Raw genomic sequence first — 16,227 nt, forward strand, 5'->3', positions numbered from 1 at the left:
AGGCAGGTGTGAACATAGGTGGTAAACAGGTCTTGGCAGGCTCAGTCAACTATTACAAGGTAACGGCAGATTATAGCCAATACAAGGGCATTGAAGCAGATAAAGATCGTATTGCCAAAGGGTTCTATATCGTTGATGATTACCCAGAAGAAGCTGTTACAATCAATCAAGATGGTGTTCAAGTAACGGATTCTAAAGGGCAAGTGGTCAAAGGGTTGAAAATGGCTCTTTATGAGAGTTTAGCTAAGGCACCATCAGGTGTACAAGAAACTCTTAAATCAAGCAACTTCAAACCAAAAGGAGCTATCCAAGTATTCGAGGCAGAGAAACCAGAAGAGTTCTACAAGACCTACGTTCAAACTGGAGAAGTTCTGACCATTACCAATCCAATGACTGTTAAGAAAGAATTAGGCAAAACAGGTGGTAAGTATGAGAATACAGCTTATCAAGTTGATTTTGGTATGGCTTATGTAACTGAAACTGTAGTCAATAATGTTCCGAAGATTGAACCTAAGAAAGATGTGGTGATTGACCATCTAAGTAAAGAAAGTTTAGATGGCAAAGATGTCAGGTTGAATCAAACGTTTAATTATAAATTAGTTGGTTCCTTGATACCAAAAGATCGCTCAGAACAGTTATTTGAATATAAGTTTAGAGATGACTACGATGAAACACATGATGATTATCAGAGTATCTATCAAGTGTTTGCGACTGTAGATTTTGAAACAAGTGATGGCCAAAAATTTAAAGCTGGTGATGAATTAACTAAGTTCACAAGTCAAGTAGTAGACAAGGCTAAAGGTAAAGTAGATATTAGCTTTGATGATGCTTTCTTGAAATCAATTTTAGAGACATCAGAGTTTCAAGCCGAAGTATATCTACAAATGACACGTATTCAGTCAGGAACAGTAGAAAATACTTACTCTCATCCAGTTAATGGTGTGGAAGTTGCTTCCAATACGGTTGTGACTCACACTCCAGAACCACCAAAACCAGAAGAACCGAAAAAGGAAGAACCCAAACCAGAACCAAAACTGGAACAACCGAAAAAGGAAGAGCCAAAACCGGAACCAAAACCAGAGCCAAAAACTCCTGAAGAACATCCGCAAGAACTAGTAAATCAGCCAGAACGAAGCTTGCCTTCAACAGGGGAGAAGGATTCTGCAGATTTACTATTGGCTGCTCTAGCAATGGGAAGTGTTGCTACAGGCTTGTTCTACAGCAAGCGCAAGAAAAAAGAGGCTTAGAATACTCTAAGAACCTTTGAAATAAGCTATTTTTATGGTATAATAACGGTAAATCGTGGAGGAGTAGGATTATGAAATTTGGGAATGATTTTTCCTGGTTATGGGTAGCTATCATTAGGATTTTTACAGCTCCCTTTTATATCATTCTTTGGTGTATTAATGTTGTGAAATCAGCGTTTGGAGTTGTCATACTTTGGATTGTATCTAAATGTTGTGTTGGATTAGTTCTGTTTTTGCCTTTTTGGCTTTTGATTGATATCTTACACTGGATTACTCCTTCGGTAGGAGATGCTTTTTTCCGATGGTACGGAATTCATGTTATGGGTTTTGTTCAACGTGCTTGGATTGATGGCGCAGTTCATGAATTTCCAATACCTGCAGGTGGAACTAATTTCCTTCCCTATCCACATATTGAAATTCCGATTATGATAGTACTTACTCTTCTAGTAGCTACTGTTCGGACGATTTATCGTGAAGAATTTGATGAATTATAAAAATAGTATTGTGTTTGGCACTGTAGAAATCTCTGCAGTGCTTTTTATTAAAGAAAAAAGAAATTAAAAGAGGTAAAATAAAATGGAAATTATTACAAAAATTATTACTGGTCTCGGCGTAGTTGGAACAATCTCAGGTCTTTTCTGGATCTGGAGTGGTGCAGTTGACTTTGTTCAAGGAAGAAAGAATAAAGATAAGCAAAGACAAGATGATGGTTCTGATTCTATGATTAATGGTGCATTCTTGGCTGTTGCTTCTGCAGGGATTGCGGCCGCAGTCGTTGCAGCACTATCTCAACTAAAATTTTAGGAGTAGCCTATGAATTTAGATATTAGAGAGCTAACTAGTTCTCTTTCCAGTTACAGCTCTGCGACAAACCAAGCTGTAAATATAATGGCTGATGCAGTCAGACCTATTGGGTATATCCTTTTAGGTCTTTTTTTCTGGTTTGAAATGGCATCCTGGTCACAAATGGTCAAGTCGAGAGGGGGTTCGCTAACCCAAAAGATTTGGCTAGAGGCCTTGATGAAGTATTTATTTGCTTTCATCATGATTTCTGCCTCATCTCAAATTTGCGATGCCATTCTGGAATTGCTTAATATTATTGTAAAGGTAATTGCTCATGTAGTACCTTCACAACTTGATAAATATCAATATGCGCAAGGTGCTGTCAAAGGTTGGTTTGAAAAAAGTATTTTTGGTCTAGTCGGTGGACTAACTGAATTCATAGCTAATATAATACTTGGAATTATTATCTTCCTAAGGTATTTAGACTTGTATATGCTTAAGGCTTTAGCTCCATTATTGGTAGCTTTCTTTATGATGGATTCTTTACGAACTGTCACGATTAACTTCCTGAAATATTTTGCAGCGTCAGCCTTTATAGGAGTTATTCTAATTGTGGTATCTGTTGTATATAATGGTTTAGTCACTACAGATATGTTAAAAGTGGCAGCAGGAACTAGCGGAAGTTGGGGGACAGCCTTTGCGTCAATCGCTAAAGGTGTTATATACATCTTTACACTTGTTGGAACTAGTCGAAAAGCTAAGCAACTCTTAGGAGTGTAATCTATGTGTAGAAAAATTAGAATTAATCGATGTTACCTATGTTTAGAGAATCGTGTGGATGTTTTCTATAGAAAGAGGTGACTATCAATGGAAACGTTAAAGGAGATAGGAAATAAACAATTTAATGATTTACAAAAGCAACATGGGACAAGAGAGTTGAAGGATAAAATAACTTCTCTTGAACAAGAAATAACACGTCTTTCTTGGTTTGCCTATGAACATGAATTATTATCGGAGCCTTTATTGGAGTGGATATTGGATGGTAGGGTTAAGATAGATGAAATTCCTCGTGCTGTTCGGATGAGTAGTTATGGTGATGAACTATATATTTATGCTTGGCGCTATGCAGAAGCTAAGCAAGATGCTTTTTATGGCATGAGAATTCTTACCCTTCTTCAGGAAGATATAAAGCACTGTGTTATAGCCGATAGTATCAGTCAAACAGATTATGTTTACCGTTTGGAACAGTGGATTAAATATATGGCTCGTGGTAAAATGGTCTTCAAAGGAGATGAAAACTTTGAACGCTATTTTCATGAACAAAAAGCGGCTAACAGAAGCCTATTCGATACTGAGGGGTTATGAATCTGAGATTCCTGTAGCTATGCTTGTAAAGGAACGTGATAAATAAATGACATAACACTAACAGTTCTAAACGGACTGTTTTTTTGATGGGAAGGAAACTAATTGAAAAAAATTGGATCAGAATTTTTAAGAGAATTTGAAAATGAGGACAAGCCAATTCTCGTTGGCCTAACTACTAGAATGCTTGTTCTATACGTGTGTTTGATAATAGCTGTCTCAGGGACAATTGCTATTTACTTCTTTGGTTTACCTGATTGGTACATCTATCTTTGGGATGCTCTATTTGTCGTTCCTGGAGGAATGTACGGTACGGGAATGACTAAGCGAATGCGGATTAAAGAAAAAATCAATTTCTTTTTCCGAATCCAACAACGAACCTATGAGACAGAATTTGGAAAGGTAGGAATGTATACGAAAGATGAGTTTATTCAAAAGCAGAAGAGAAAAACTAGAAAAAGCAGAAAAGAAAAAAATTGATCGTTTGCGTCGCCAGATGAAACCTACGACGCAAAACACGATCAATTACACACATCTACATGAAGATGGATTGATGCACATTGCTCGTGAGAAGTATTCTCGTAGCTTTATGTTGGGAGATGCTTCTTACTCGACAGCTCAACAAGATGAAAAAGAGAGTATCATCGATACAACGATGGATGCTCTTAATTCACTGGATGAGGGCAGTAACTACCAGCTCCTAGTCATTAACCGTCGAGTATCGGATAATTCCTTGCAGAATATTTTGTTTGAAGAAACAAACGATGGCTACGATGATTATCGCGAAGAGTTGAACGAGATGATTAAGGAGCGATTTACAACACATGCTAACAACTTCGAGGTACATAAGTATGTGACCATTTCAACGAATGCGGATGACCGAAAACAGGCTCAGTTGATCCTACAAGATATTGGAGTTTCCCTAGGAACTCAATTTCAGGAATCTGATATTACTTTTAGGGATATGAATGGTTTGGGTCGCCTAAAAGTCTTTTCTGAGCTACTACGAGGTAATCCATATGTCAATTTTGATTATAAAGAAATTGCTTTGACGGGTTTATCAACTAAATCATTTATTGCCCCAAACAGGATTGAATTTCAGGAAAAACGCATGATTATAGATGATAGCTGGGTCAAGGTACTTTATGCTCACCGCTATCCTAACTGGATGTCTGATCGGCTTATTCGAGATTTGACGACACTGGGGCTGGAGCTGGCTATTACTATCCATGCAGAACCTTATGAGAATGTTGAAATCTTAGAAAAGATTGACGATGCAAAAACAGATGCTGAAATTGGGAAGTTACGTTCTAAACGTAAGGCTGCTCAATCTGGTATCTTTGATGATGCGGTTGTGGCTGGTCGTGACCAAGAAATCTCAGAAGCTACCAAGAAGTGGCGAGACGAGATTACTGAGTATGATCAGAAAATCTTTTCTGGTTTGATTGCAGTATATTTTAAGGCAGAGAGCCAAGAGGAACTACAACGTAACGAACAGAAGATTAAGCGTGCTGGCCGTAAATTAGGAGTAGAGTTTGAAGATCTTTATTATTATCAAGAAGAGGCTTTGAATACGATTCTACCTATCGGTGAGTGCTTTTTGAATGTGAAGAAGAATTTCATGAGAAAGATGACTACAGCTAATATTGCTACGCAAGTTCCTTTTACCAACGTGGACTTGAAGTCTGAAAGCTCACTCGCTCGCTACTATGGTCAAAATCAGTTATCAAACAATATCATTACACTAGATCGAAAACGTGATTTGAACACGGGTTCAGGGGTTGTGTTAGGTTCTTCAGGATCTGGTAAATCTACAACAATAAAGGGTGGAGAAGTTATTCCAACTTTACTGAAATATCCAGAAGACCGAGTTATCATCGTGGATCCCGAAGATGAATATTCTGATATTGGCCGTGCTTTCGGTGCTCAGATGGTGGATATTTCGATTGGTTCTAAAACACATATCAATCTTTTGGATCTACCAGATCTGGATCGTTTGGATGATGAGGATGACGATCCGATTGGAGATAAGGCAAACTTGTTAATGGGATTGTTTGAATCGATTCTGTCAGAGGTGACAGATGCACAGATTGGGATTATTGACCGGGTGACAGGTGTGACTTACGAACGCTATTTGACAGAGAATTTTACTCCTACGTTAAAAGAGTGGCACCAGGTCTTAAAAGAACAACCCGAACCCGAAGCACAAGACTTAGCTTTAGCAGTAGAGACCTATACAACTGGTTCTCAGGATATTTTTGCTCACAATACCAACGTGGATCTCAATCATCGCTTTGTTATCTTTAATCTGAAGAAGTTGTCGCACAAATTGAAGCCGTTCGCTTTGATGGTTATTCAGGATTATATCTGGAATCAAATTGTAGAGAACCAAGGGAAATGTACTACATGGGTTTACTTTGATGAGATGCAGATTCTATTTAAAAATAAGGCTCAAGCAGACTTCTTTACTACGTTGTATTCACGGATTCGGAAATATGGTGCGATTCCAACAGGAATCACCCAGAACGTAGAAACGTTAGCTGCTGTTGAAGAAGGTCGGAAATTGCTCTCAAATAGTGAGTTTATGATTTTACTCAAACAAAAACCTCAAGATTTGGCTATCCTAAAAGAGATTGTCAATCTGACTGATAAACAGATTCGCTACTTAGCACGGCCAAAAGCTAAAGGTACTGGCTTAATCGTAGCTGGGCCAGTTGTGGTACCTTTTGAAAATCCAATACCAAAGAATACTAAGTTGTATAACTTAGTCGCAACAGACGCTTAGGAGTCTCACTATGGATCAGGAGAAAGGCAGACCAAAAACAATCGGTCATAGGTTAGATCGAAAACTAGAAAAAGTTCGTAAGAATTACCGAACGGTTCAACAAGATAGCGCAAAACAACTTACGAAGCTACAATCTCAGACCCACTCTAAACGTCAGTTGGTAAAGAAGAGTCGGAGCCAATTTCGAGCTTCTAAGAACAAGGTCAAGAAAATACAAAAAGAGTATAAGAGAATCCAAAAAGAGTACAAGAATATCCAGAAACAAGGAAAAAACCTTGAAAAAGAAGGAAAGGCACTTCGTCCGGAGGAAATTAAAAAGCAGGTCTTCCTTAAGCAGGAATTAGATAGGAACAATAAAAAGCAGACATTCCTTAAGCAGGAATTAGATAAGGCGAAACTGGACAAAAAAACTTCTAAAAGAACTTTTAAAGTCGCTCAAGAGGCTAATGGTGGTTCACGCAAGAAGAAGCTGTTCCGTGCTACGAAACAGGCTATAGAACGATCAACCAGTCAACAGGCTAGCTCTGTTGCGCATCAGGATGATACACTGTCAGATATAGCACGAGCTAAGTATCGGTATCAGGATATTCAGATTCAAGGGAAACGGATTAAAACGATTGGGAAGTACAGCGGTAAACTTGGCCAAGGAATGGTTAAATCGAGCTATAGCCTTGGAAATAGAGCTTACAATAAGGCTAAAGGAAGAGGCTTCACTCGAACTCCAAGAGAATTTTCTTGGGAAGGAAAACTCTCTCGTCGTATTAAGGCCTATAAGCAACGCTTAGCTACTTCTAAAACAGGGAAAGTTGCTAAGAAAGCGAGGAAGTTTTACCGTGTAGGTTCTAAACCGCTTCAAGCTATTATCAAAAATCCATTTAGCTTAAAGGCTTATTTGATTGCTTTTGGTTTGCTTTTGTTTCTGGCTATACTTGGCATCGGTAGTTCAGGAATTACCCGTCAAGATGAATTTGATATGAATGATACCTGGTTGTATCTTTCAAAATTGGATCGTGAAAAATCGAATGACAAGGTAGATTATTGGACAAAAATTGACGATCCGCTTTTGTACTTGAATTATAAGTATGATGATATTTCAGATAAGCTTCGTATAGACGGGAATAAATATTTTTCACAACAGAATCGTGGGAAACTTTACTTAGATACCTTATGGAAGAATTTGAATGGGGATAAAGACAATATTAAAACGATGGAAGAACTTTATACCAAAAATAATCTCTATAAGCTTGATAAGGACGAGCTAGAAGAGTATAAACAACTCTTAGAAATTGCTAGAGATAGTGGAAAATATATGTTGCTTCAAGAACTAGATAATCCATTTTATACAGAAGAAGAACCTGAATCACAAGCACCTCTTCAGATTATTGAGCGTTTTGGATATAAAACGAAGACGGAAGTTTTTAATGGATCTGTTTTGCAGGCTGCAGGAGGTCAGTCTCTGTTAGCTGTTTTAGATGGGAAAGTTGAAGTTAAGGGGAGTGACATAGAAATTGGTGATCAGGACTCCAAGTTTCTGTATAAGAACGTAGATACGATTCGCTATAAAACAGGTGATCACGTCAAAGCTGGAGATATTATTGGAAAGGTAGCACCTGAAGGAAATCAAACCGTTTATTATCAAAAGCTAGAACCTGATCGATCAAACAAGAAAGATAAAGATGGGAATATCAAGAAGAGCTGGACTTATGTCAATGTCGGTTTTTACTTTCAGCGTGTAGAATATACCCAAGCAACGTCTGTTGTCAGTAATATTGAAACATCTGGAGATAAAGGAAGACGTGCAAGAGCTTTTGCGGATGCAATCAAAAAAAATATACCAGAAGCAACAGATGAAGGAATCGCAGCCGTTTTGGGAGGATTTGATATTGAGAGTTCCATCACCTTTAAACGCTATGAAACAGACTTTCTAACTAATAATCAGTTTGATAAAGTCGCTAAAGAACCAACTGCAGAAAATCTAGTTGGTAATTGGGGAGCCTTTCAAGCTATGTACCCTACCTTGCCTCTAAATGAAAGAGGTTATCTAGTCAACGGTTTGCACTATATCGGGATTGGGATTGGTCAATTTACTGGCCCTCGTGCTCTTGCATTGTGGAATTTTGCAAAATCTGTGAATGGAGATATTTGGTCTGCGGAAGTCCAAACAAAATTTCTTCTGGAGGAAGATGATCCAACTAGACGTGCAGCATTCAGAAGAATTGTAACGTCTACTGGATCCGTAGAAGCTCTTGCGGAGGACTTCTTGAATGCTTGGTTAGGAGTTCCAGGAAATAAGCTCTTAGAACGGCAATCTGCAGCCCGTCAATGGCTAAATTTCTTAAAAAATAAAGGAGGAGGTTCAACAGGTGTTTCTAGCAAGCAAGTTCCAGCAGAATATAAAGATAAGCTACCTTATGGACTACCTACCGATCAAGCACTTTTAGAAGGACAAGGCTATTCAGGTAACGCTTATGAACTAGGGAATTGTACCTGGTATGTCTACAATCGCTTTGCTCAAATTGGAGTTGGCATTCATCCCTATCTAGGCAATGCCAATCAGTGGGTTGATAGTGGCCAAGCGCAAGGATATGACATTTCAACGACTCCTAAACCAGGTTCTGCAGCTGTATTCATGAATGGTGTAGCTGGGGCATCACCAATCTATGGTCACGTTGCTTTTTGTGAGTACGTTAATAGCGATGGTAGCTTCTTAGTTTCAGAAATGAACTTTGGTGGTTTATATGTATCAAGTTGGCGTACCTTGAAACCACAATCAGGTATCTATTTTGTTACCCCTAAATAAGAAAGGAAAAGAATGTATAATCAAAAGTTAATCAAAATGGTAAAGGGATTCCTTATGGGATTCGTTGCTATTTTATGTATTGTCCTGGGCTATTCTATTGCTCAAGTAAAACAGAATTTGAGACATGATAGTCAAGTTCAGGAAGAGGCGAAGCAAAAAACAGAAGAGAAACAACAGGAACAACTATCTCTTACTGAACAGCAGGTCGAGGACTTTTTAATTGCTTACTATACAAAAAAGGATTTAGAAGAGAATCGTCCACGATATAAGCCTTTTATGACGGATTCTATGTATCAGGAAACTGTTCAAGAAGAACAAAAACCAGTCAACCAGACCTATAAGGGGTATGTGGTTGATCAAGCTTTTGAATCAGGCTCTATCTACATTGATAAACAACATAAAATTGCATTAGCTCAGGTTCAATATACTAGTACCACCTTAACAGAGAAAGATAATAGAGCTTCTAAGGGGCTAACTGGTAGTACTAAGGCGACAATTCGATTGACCTATGTAGAAAAAGCAGGGAAACTATTAATCAATAAAATAGAGCCTATCGTATTGACTGAAGCGAGAGGGCAAAGTATAGGAACTTATTCAGATACTAGCAGTTCAAGCTCGACTCCAGTCTCATCTACATCAACGGCAACACCTACATCTTCTGAACCAATAACCGCAACTAGTAGTAACCAATAAGGAGAATGGAATGAATAAAAAAATAGAACAACTTGAAGGTAAGCTTGAGAAAGTTAGGAAAGATAAGGAAAAAGCGCAACGACAAAAAGAAGAAACAGATAAAAAAATCAAGAATTACATAAATCAAGAAAAAGATTTGGAAGCACAACTTTTCGTCGCTATATCAGAAGAGAGTGGCTTATCCTATCAGGAAATGAAGGAACTCATTCTTCCATCACAATCAAGTAACCAAGGAGTGAACCATGTATAAAATTATTAATCAATTGACTAATCAAGAGGAAACATTTGAGCACCGAGATGACTTGTTATCAAGGCTAGAAATCATCAATGAGCGAATGAAGAGTAATAAAACAACCGGAACCTATCGGCTTTATTCTCTTAATTCTGAAGGTGAAATTTTACAAGAACTTAATCTTGAAATACCTTTTATTGGAATCATTGATCAGTTGCTGGAAAATTTTGGTACGAGTGTTGGGAAGAAAAAGAGAGGTTTTCTTCATTTTTTAGTAAAACATAAAGAAAAAAACTCTTCACTAGGAACACCAGAACCTCAACCCCAACCAGAACCAGCTCCTGAACTAGAAGATCTAACGGTAAAGAAAGAGGCGAATATGGCTCGTCAAAGAATTGCTGAGCTAGTTTCTCAGAAGCCTCAAGATGAGGTTGGAGAGGAAGTACCTTTGGAAGATAAAGATGCCTTTTCATCCGATGAGTGGACTACAGAACACTTCAGTAGACTGGATGAAATAGAGGCGGTACAGGAAGAACGTGTAGAACCTACACAAGAAGTAGTTTCTAGTGTTGAAAAATCAAGTCAGGAAGAAAATGGATCTCTTCCTGTTAAACAAGAAGATAAGGGCAATGTTGAGCCTTCCTTCTCTCTTTCTCATGCGACGACAGTAGAATTGCCTTCAGAGGTCATTGATAGCTTTGAGGCTCAGACCATCACTTATAAGCAGTCTATTAAACATAAAATTCAGTCTAACGAAGAATTCATCAAGGAAGCAAACGAGGAAATTATTGAGTGTCAAAATAAAATCAATGAGTTGCGACAACAGATTCTTGCCAAAGAGAAACAAGCTAGTCAACTGAAGGATCTTTATTTTAAAATTGAAGAGGTGAGCTAAAATGGAACAAGAACAAGTGGTAGCCCAATTAGGACGGGCAACTCTTGTGACAGGAGAAATCATCTTAAAAGGACTCTTCCTGGTGAGCTCTAAGGCAGTTGAAATGTATCAGTCCAGAGGGGAAAATGTCCTTTTTACTGGTGAGACAGACTGGAATAAATTCATGGCAACGGCAGATACGAAAGAAGTCCAGCAATTACTACATAATGAAGTCAATCTCGAGGCAGTTCGAAAAGAACTTGGCCAATACGGGATTGGCTTTTCTTTTTATACTCATCCAGATGGAAAGACAACTCTTGCTTTCAATGCAAAAGATAAAGGAGTTGTCGAACAAGCCTTTAAGGATGTCCTAGAAGGCATCACAAGAGATCCTAAAGGATTCAATGAGCGAAACCTTAAAAATGGGAAAACGACTTCTTTTGAGGAGAAATTGCAACATTTCAAAGCAGTGGAACAAGAGAAAATTTCTTCCCTCCAGGTAAACATTCATACGAAGGAGTTTGTTCTTCCAGAAAATATCGAACCACATATTGGAGGAAAAATGAAGTGATTACAGAAAAGAAGAAACGGAGACTTAGACCGTATTTGTTGTTAGGAATTGGTCTATTCTACCTCTTTCATTGGTTCTTTAAACTATGGCTGTTGGCACCAGATACTGATTCAGTAACGGATGTATTTGGATTTGGAAAGCTTAACTGGATGAATGACCATCTAAACGATAAATCTTGGTTTGATTTTCAATTTACTCCAGCTTCTTTATTAATTGGTATGGGCGGATTTTTGATTGCTTTTCTACTGTATTTGAGAGTATCGGATACAGGTACGTACAGGTATGGGGAGGAACATGGATCAGCTCGTTTTGCGACAAGAGAAGAGTTGATGAGATTCCGAGACGAAGAATCTGAAAAGAATATGATTTTTACCCAGAACAGTCAGATGGGACTATTTAATAACCGCTTGAGCTTTGAAAATCAGATTAATAAAAATATTCTGGTGTATGGAGGTACAGGGGATTCAAAGACACGTAGTGCTGTAAAACCGAATATATTACAAGCTAACTCTAGTTTTGTAACTACAGATACTAAAGGGATTTTGATTCATGAAACAGGGAAATCACTTATAGAAAAAGGCTATAAGATGAAGATTTTTGATTTGATTACTTTCCTGAATTCAGATGGCTTCAACGTTTTTAGATATATTCATAATGAAATGGATATAGACCGAGTAGCAGAGGCAATTACAGAGTCTCTCAACAGAAATGGTCATGAAAGTGATCCTTTTTGGCCAGCAGCCAATAAACTCTTGATGCGTTCTCTAATTGGCTATCTTTATTTTGACGGTCAGCTCGATCACTATCTACCTAATTTAGGGCAGGTCACAGATATGATTCGAGAATTGAGACGGAATCATCCAGAGGCGGAGAGTCCAGTTGAATTAATGTTTGAAGACTTGGAGAAAAGGAGTCCAGGGAATTATGCCTGCAGGCAGTGGAGTTTATTTAATAAAAACTTTGATGGACAGACACGTGCTTCCGTCTACGCTATTTTTGCGACTACATTCTCAGTATTCGATCATGAACAGCTGAGAAAGATTATTGAAAAGGATACGCTGGAGATTGAAAAATGGAATATTGAGAAAACAGCAGTTTTTATTCATATTCCAGAAGTGGATCCAGCTTATCAGTTCTTATCTGCCCTTCTTTTTAGTACCATTTTTGATGTGCTAATAAAAACTGCAGATGCAGTTATATTAGGTGAGTATCCAACAAAGACTAAGGAAGATTTATTGCATCTACAGGTGTGGGCGGATGAGTTTGGTCAGATTGGGAAGATTCCTAATTTACCGCCAATTATCTCTGTTATTCGTTCACGAGAGATTTCTATCAAGATGATGGTGCAATCTCAAAGTCAGATTGAAGTATTGTACGGTAAAGAAAATACAAAGACGATTATCAATAACTGTGGTGCTATTCTTTATTTAGGCTCCAATGACTTAGATACGCTTAAGTACCTATCTGAGCGATCAGGGAAGCAAACTTTGAATGATCAGAATTATAGTGAGAGCAGAGGAAGAAATGCTAGCAGTTCTAAGCAGAACTCTAAAATTGGTCGAGAGCTGTTGACACCGCATGAGGTGGCTACGATTGGAACAACAGAAGCCCTACTCTTCCTATCCAAACAAAATGTTTTTCGAGATCAAAAATTTAACCTGGACACGCATCCAAGAGCTTACCTCTTAAGTAATGACCCGAATGATGACAACTGGTATCGATACAAGCGCTATCTGAGCGATATTGATGAGTGGAAAGACCAGGTTGGGGAAGAAAATGTTATTCATATTGGGATTAAGGAAGTTGAGGAAGTTCCTCTTAAAGTAAGTTAGGAAAGAAAGGAAACGAAATAGAATGAATACACTACCACAAAAACAATTTAAACGAATGAAGCGTGAAGTTGAGGAGGAAACTGCTCTAGGGATTGGTTATTTTGAGGGGATTTTAGAACATATCCCTTCTTACCCCCTATCTGAAGCAGTAAAAGAGTTGGCTTTATCTGGTTGGATTACTCCTCATACAGATGTCATTGATGTCCAGAATATGATTGTTACAGAATCCATAAAATGGATGAATTATCAAGATTTTAAAGAAGTTGCTCCCTATTTATTTTCATATCCTCGAGAGCAACGAGAGAAAGATTTATTGGTTCAACCAGTGAAAATCTCCAGAGAGTATTTTGAGGAATTAAAGGCCAATGCAGAAGAATTATTTCACTTGAAGCAAGACTTGCTTCAGGTTAATAATCAATTAGATGCTAGGATTCGGGAATTAGAGATGGGTCAGCTTCCCAATGGCGATCAAGTTATTGGAGTCGATCTAAAAACTGAGGAGGTATTGTTACTACGAACTCCAGAAAATGCTCAGGTTGAGGAGTGGGAGGTTCGTAAAGATGGCTTGATTACTGATTATCGTTCCAATTTTTCAGAATATGCTCAAATTGTAGATACTTTACTTGAAATGGAGAATCCAGAGATTGATACGATTCTCTATGAAGAAGTAATCAACTATTCTAAGAAAACTTGGCCAGATTCAGAACCAATTCAACTTCCAGAAAATATCAAGGGACTATTGAATCAAGAGGGCAAGCTTGATCCCTCATATTATCAAATAGCTCAGTTTGAAACAGTAAAACAAGCTTATATTTATGGGATGATTTCACCTAGTTTTCAGGAGCGTTTCCCTCATTATTCAGATTTCGTTAGGAACTATGTAGAAGATAGAGAACAATATGAGTTTTTCAACTATCGTACAGAAGCCGTCTCACTAGCACAGGAAATTCTAGTACCACGTTTAGGAGATATTAACCAGATTTTAGGAACGAATAACCAGGAGTTAATCGTTCAAGAGGTCGTTGGTTATTCTCAAGGTGAAAGCTGGGAACTAGCTTATTTACGGGATACAAAGACGGAAGATAGAGAATCCGTTCGATTCTATCTTGAAAGTGAGATTGGAGCTTGGTATAAGGGAAGTTTGACAGAGTTGGCTGTTATCCGCTTTGAGGATATTGATTTAGAGAAAGGATTTAATGGCCATCAGGAAGCAGTCTATCATATCGATGAGAACTTGTTAGTTCAGGATAAGCTAAAACAAGCCCAACTCCATTTTCCTGATTTAAAACGTTTTGTAGAAGCGGAAGAACTTGAGAGAGAACAGACACAAGATATAGTAGCAGAAAAAGAAGAACCAGAATTTTCATTGTAGAGGGACAACAGATGGTGTTAAGCAAAGAAGAAGCCAAAAGATTATCTATTATTTCTGTTGCAGAGCAACTAGGAATGGAGTTAAAGCGTACAGGAAGCTATAGTTATATCTGGACAGAGCACGATTCATTTGTAATTGATGCAAGAAAAAATGAATTTCACTGGAACTCAAGAACTGAATTTGGAGATGTCATTCAGTTAGTTCAAACCATACGAGGTGTTTCTTACAAGGAGGCGATGCATTTTTTAGAAACTGGAGAATTTAAGGAAGTCGATGTAGAAGCTCAGACGGCTTCAAAAGAGCCTTTTAGCTATCACTTGGAAAGATATGAGCGTCAGGATTTCAGCGCTTCTAGAAGCTATTTAAAGGCACAGAGAGGCCTTTCAGATGATACGATTAACTTCTTTACTAGCCAAGGGAGTATAGAGGAAGCAATCCGAAAAAAGGGAGACTATTTTGAGCCTGTGATTGTCTTTAAGTATAAGGACAACACAGGCTTTTTAGCTGGAGCGAGTCTTCAGGGAATAGTAGAGAATCGGGAGCACTATCCTGAACGTGGGCGTCTAAAACAAATTATGAGAAATTCAGACGGACAATTAGGCTTTTCAATTGATATTGGGAATCCTAAACGTTTAGTATTTGCGGAAGCTCCAATCGATCTAATGAGCTACTATGAGCTTCATAAAGATAGGCTTCAGGATGTTCGCTTAGTAGCTATGGACGGAGTAAAAGAAGGAATCATTAGTAGACGGTTTATGGAATTGTATGCAGAGATAAATGATAAATCCTATCAAGTCAATCAGAATACTGGGAAAGCTCTAGAAGTAGTCACTAGAACAACGAACTATTTTAAAGATGGTCAGCATCAGGATATGATTACCTTGGCTGTAGATAATGATATGGCTGGTCATAAATTTATAACTAGTCTGCAGGAAAAGGGGATTCCAGTACAGATTGCGATTCCACCTATCCTTCAGAGAGACCAGGAGAAGGAAGATTGGAATGACTTTCTGAAGGGAGGGAATAACACTCCTAAAGAGTTAGCACATGTTTATACAGTAGATGAAAAGTCCTGGCATTATCAGGGCTTTTTTGAGAAGGAAATAGCTCTTGGAAAAGCGCAAGAGCTAACTGCAGATGATGTAAAAGCCTTTGTGTCAGATAGACAATTGACAAGGGAAGAAGTCCGTCAAGAATATACAAGGATTGTCGTTCAAGAGAAAGAAAGGAAACATACTATGTTGGAAGTACATGAAGCAGGTACAGACTTTATCACCAAACTATGGAAGAAGAAAATCCCAGTTGTCGATGCAAAACCACCAAAACGTGAAGGTCAGGAGAAGACAGACTGGAATGATGCCTTGAGAACCCAGAATCAACAGTCATTAGTTGATTTATCAGCTGTATCGGTAGAAAATGAAAAATCNTTTAATAATCCATTAGAGCTAGTTTGGGAATTACATGGAAAATGGAGAGATGAATTAGCAGAAAAAATTCGGGAAGATTTAGGCATTAACTATGAACTACAGGCATGGCAATTTGAAAAAGAAATGTCACGATTTATAACGACTGATTTAGACAAGTTATTCGCAAAACGTACTAGATTGGAAAGGGATGCTTATTTTGCGGATAGTACGACGTCTATCAGAAAAGAAATTGATCGTTTAGATGCACAA

Annotated in this window: 14 protein-coding genes and 1 pseudogene; all 15 read left to right on the forward strand. The window is 38.1% G+C overall.

Annotated features, from left to right (window positions below; all coding sequences use genetic code 11):
- On the forward strand, positions 1-1,247 hold a 1,247-nt coding region (locus tag D8787_RS09825; protein ID WP_125423344.1), incomplete at its 5' end, for an SspB-related isopeptide-forming adhesin.
- 71 nt (positions 1,248-1,318) lie between these two features.
- A complete protein-coding gene (locus tag D8787_RS09830; RefSeq protein WP_049524246.1) occupies positions 1,319-1,741 on the forward strand; it encodes a hypothetical protein in 423 nt (140 codons plus the stop codon).
- Positions 1,742-1,823: 82 nt separating this feature from the next.
- Positions 1,824-2,051, forward strand: coding sequence for a hypothetical protein (locus D8787_RS09835; protein ID WP_125423348.1), 228 nt, complete (start codon positions 1,824-1,826; stop codon positions 2,049-2,051).
- 9 nt (positions 2,052-2,060) lie between these two features.
- Complete coding sequence (locus tag D8787_RS09840; RefSeq protein ID WP_125423351.1) at positions 2,061-2,810, forward strand: conjugal transfer protein TrbL; 750 nt, start codon at positions 2,061-2,063, stop codon at positions 2,808-2,810.
- An 87-nt stretch (positions 2,811-2,897) separates the two neighbouring features.
- Positions 2,898-3,395 (forward strand): hypothetical protein, encoded by a 498-nt coding sequence (locus D8787_RS09845; protein WP_125423354.1) that lies wholly within the window; start codon positions 2,898-2,900, stop codon positions 3,393-3,395.
- Positions 3,396-3,497: 102 nt separating this feature from the next.
- Positions 3,498-3,872, forward strand: a complete 375-nt coding sequence (locus tag D8787_RS09850) for a hypothetical protein (protein WP_125423357.1) — start codon at positions 3,498-3,500, stop codon at positions 3,870-3,872.
- Entirely contained in the window at positions 3,814-6,177 is a 2,364-nt protein-coding gene (locus tag D8787_RS09855) for a VirB4-like conjugal transfer ATPase, CD1110 family (RefSeq protein WP_125423360.1), read from the forward strand. Before D8787_RS09850 ends, D8787_RS09855 begins: the two co-directional genes overlap by 59 nt.
- 10 nt (positions 6,178-6,187) lie before the next feature.
- On the forward strand, positions 6,188-8,977 hold the full coding sequence (locus D8787_RS09860) for a phage tail tip lysozyme (RefSeq protein ID WP_125423363.1): 2,790 nt from the start codon (positions 6,188-6,190) through the stop codon (positions 8,975-8,977).
- A gap of 54 nt (positions 8,978-9,031) precedes the next feature.
- Complete coding sequence (locus D8787_RS09865; RefSeq protein WP_260471392.1) at positions 9,032-9,670, forward strand: hypothetical protein; 639 nt, start codon at positions 9,032-9,034, stop codon at positions 9,668-9,670.
- Between the two features lie 10 nt (positions 9,671-9,680).
- Complete coding sequence (locus D8787_RS09870; protein ID WP_125423369.1) at positions 9,681-9,920, forward strand: hypothetical protein; 240 nt, start codon at positions 9,681-9,683, stop codon at positions 9,918-9,920.
- The gene (locus D8787_RS09875) at positions 9,913-10,797 is read left to right on the forward strand and encodes a hypothetical protein (protein ID WP_125423372.1); all 885 of its coding nucleotides are present in this window, start codon (positions 9,913-9,915) and stop codon (positions 10,795-10,797) included. Before D8787_RS09870 ends, D8787_RS09875 begins: the two co-directional genes overlap by 8 nt.
- Position 10,798: 1 nt before the next feature.
- The gene (locus D8787_RS09880; RefSeq protein WP_125423375.1) at positions 10,799-11,347 is read left to right on the forward strand and encodes a DUF3801 domain-containing protein; all 549 of its coding nucleotides are present in this window, start codon (positions 10,799-10,801) and stop codon (positions 11,345-11,347) included.
- The gene (locus tag D8787_RS09885; RefSeq protein ID WP_125423378.1) at positions 11,344-13,179 is read left to right on the forward strand and encodes a VirD4-like conjugal transfer protein, CD1115 family; all 1,836 of its coding nucleotides are present in this window, start codon (positions 11,344-11,346) and stop codon (positions 13,177-13,179) included. Before D8787_RS09880 ends, D8787_RS09885 begins: the two co-directional genes overlap by 4 nt.
- A 22-nt stretch (positions 13,180-13,201) precedes the next feature.
- Positions 13,202-14,551: a hypothetical protein gene (locus D8787_RS09890; RefSeq protein WP_125423381.1), complete on the forward strand. Its 1,350-nt coding sequence runs from the start codon at positions 13,202-13,204 to the stop codon at positions 14,549-14,551.
- Positions 14,552-14,562: 11 nt separating this feature from the next.
- Positions 14,563-16,227: pseudogene (locus tag D8787_RS09895) on the forward strand (DUF3991 and toprim domain-containing protein); the annotation flags it as partial.

Origin of the sequence: Streptococcus mitis (assembly GCF_003944325.1) — a bacterium.
Lineage (GTDB): Bacteria > Bacillota > Bacilli > Lactobacillales > Streptococcaceae > Streptococcus > Streptococcus mitis_CW.

Bases quoted from the DNA above. Each gene is read 5' to 3' on its own strand.
- D8787_RS09830 (WP_049524246.1), top strand. From the start codon at position 1,319: ATGAAATTTGGGAATGATTTTTCCTGGTTATGGGTAGCTATCATTAGG.
- D8787_RS09835 (WP_125423348.1), top strand. From the start codon at position 1,824: ATGGAAATTATTACAAAAATTATTACTGGTCTCGGCGTAGTTGGAACA.
- D8787_RS09840 (WP_125423351.1), top strand. From the start codon at position 2,061: ATGAATTTAGATATTAGAGAGCTAACTAGTTCTCTTTCCAGTTACAGC.
- D8787_RS09845 (WP_125423354.1), top strand. From the start codon at position 2,898: ATGGAAACGTTAAAGGAGATAGGAAATAAACAATTTAATGATTTACAA.
- D8787_RS09855 (WP_125423360.1), top strand. From the start codon at position 3,814: ATGAGTTTATTCAAAAGCAGAAGAGAAAAACTAGAAAAAGCAGAAAAG.
- D8787_RS09860 (WP_125423363.1), top strand. From the start codon at position 6,188: ATGGATCAGGAGAAAGGCAGACCAAAAACAATCGGTCATAGGTTAGAT.
- D8787_RS09865 (WP_260471392.1), top strand. From the start codon at position 9,032: ATGGGATTCGTTGCTATTTTATGTATTGTCCTGGGCTATTCTATTGCT.
- D8787_RS09870 (WP_125423369.1), top strand. From the start codon at position 9,681: ATGAATAAAAAAATAGAACAACTTGAAGGTAAGCTTGAGAAAGTTAGG.
- D8787_RS09875 (WP_125423372.1), top strand. From the start codon at position 9,913: ATGTATAAAATTATTAATCAATTGACTAATCAAGAGGAAACATTTGAG.
- D8787_RS09880 (WP_125423375.1), top strand. From the start codon at position 10,799: ATGGAACAAGAACAAGTGGTAGCCCAATTAGGACGGGCAACTCTTGTG.
- D8787_RS09890 (WP_125423381.1), top strand. From the start codon at position 13,202: ATGAATACACTACCACAAAAACAATTTAAACGAATGAAGCGTGAAGTT.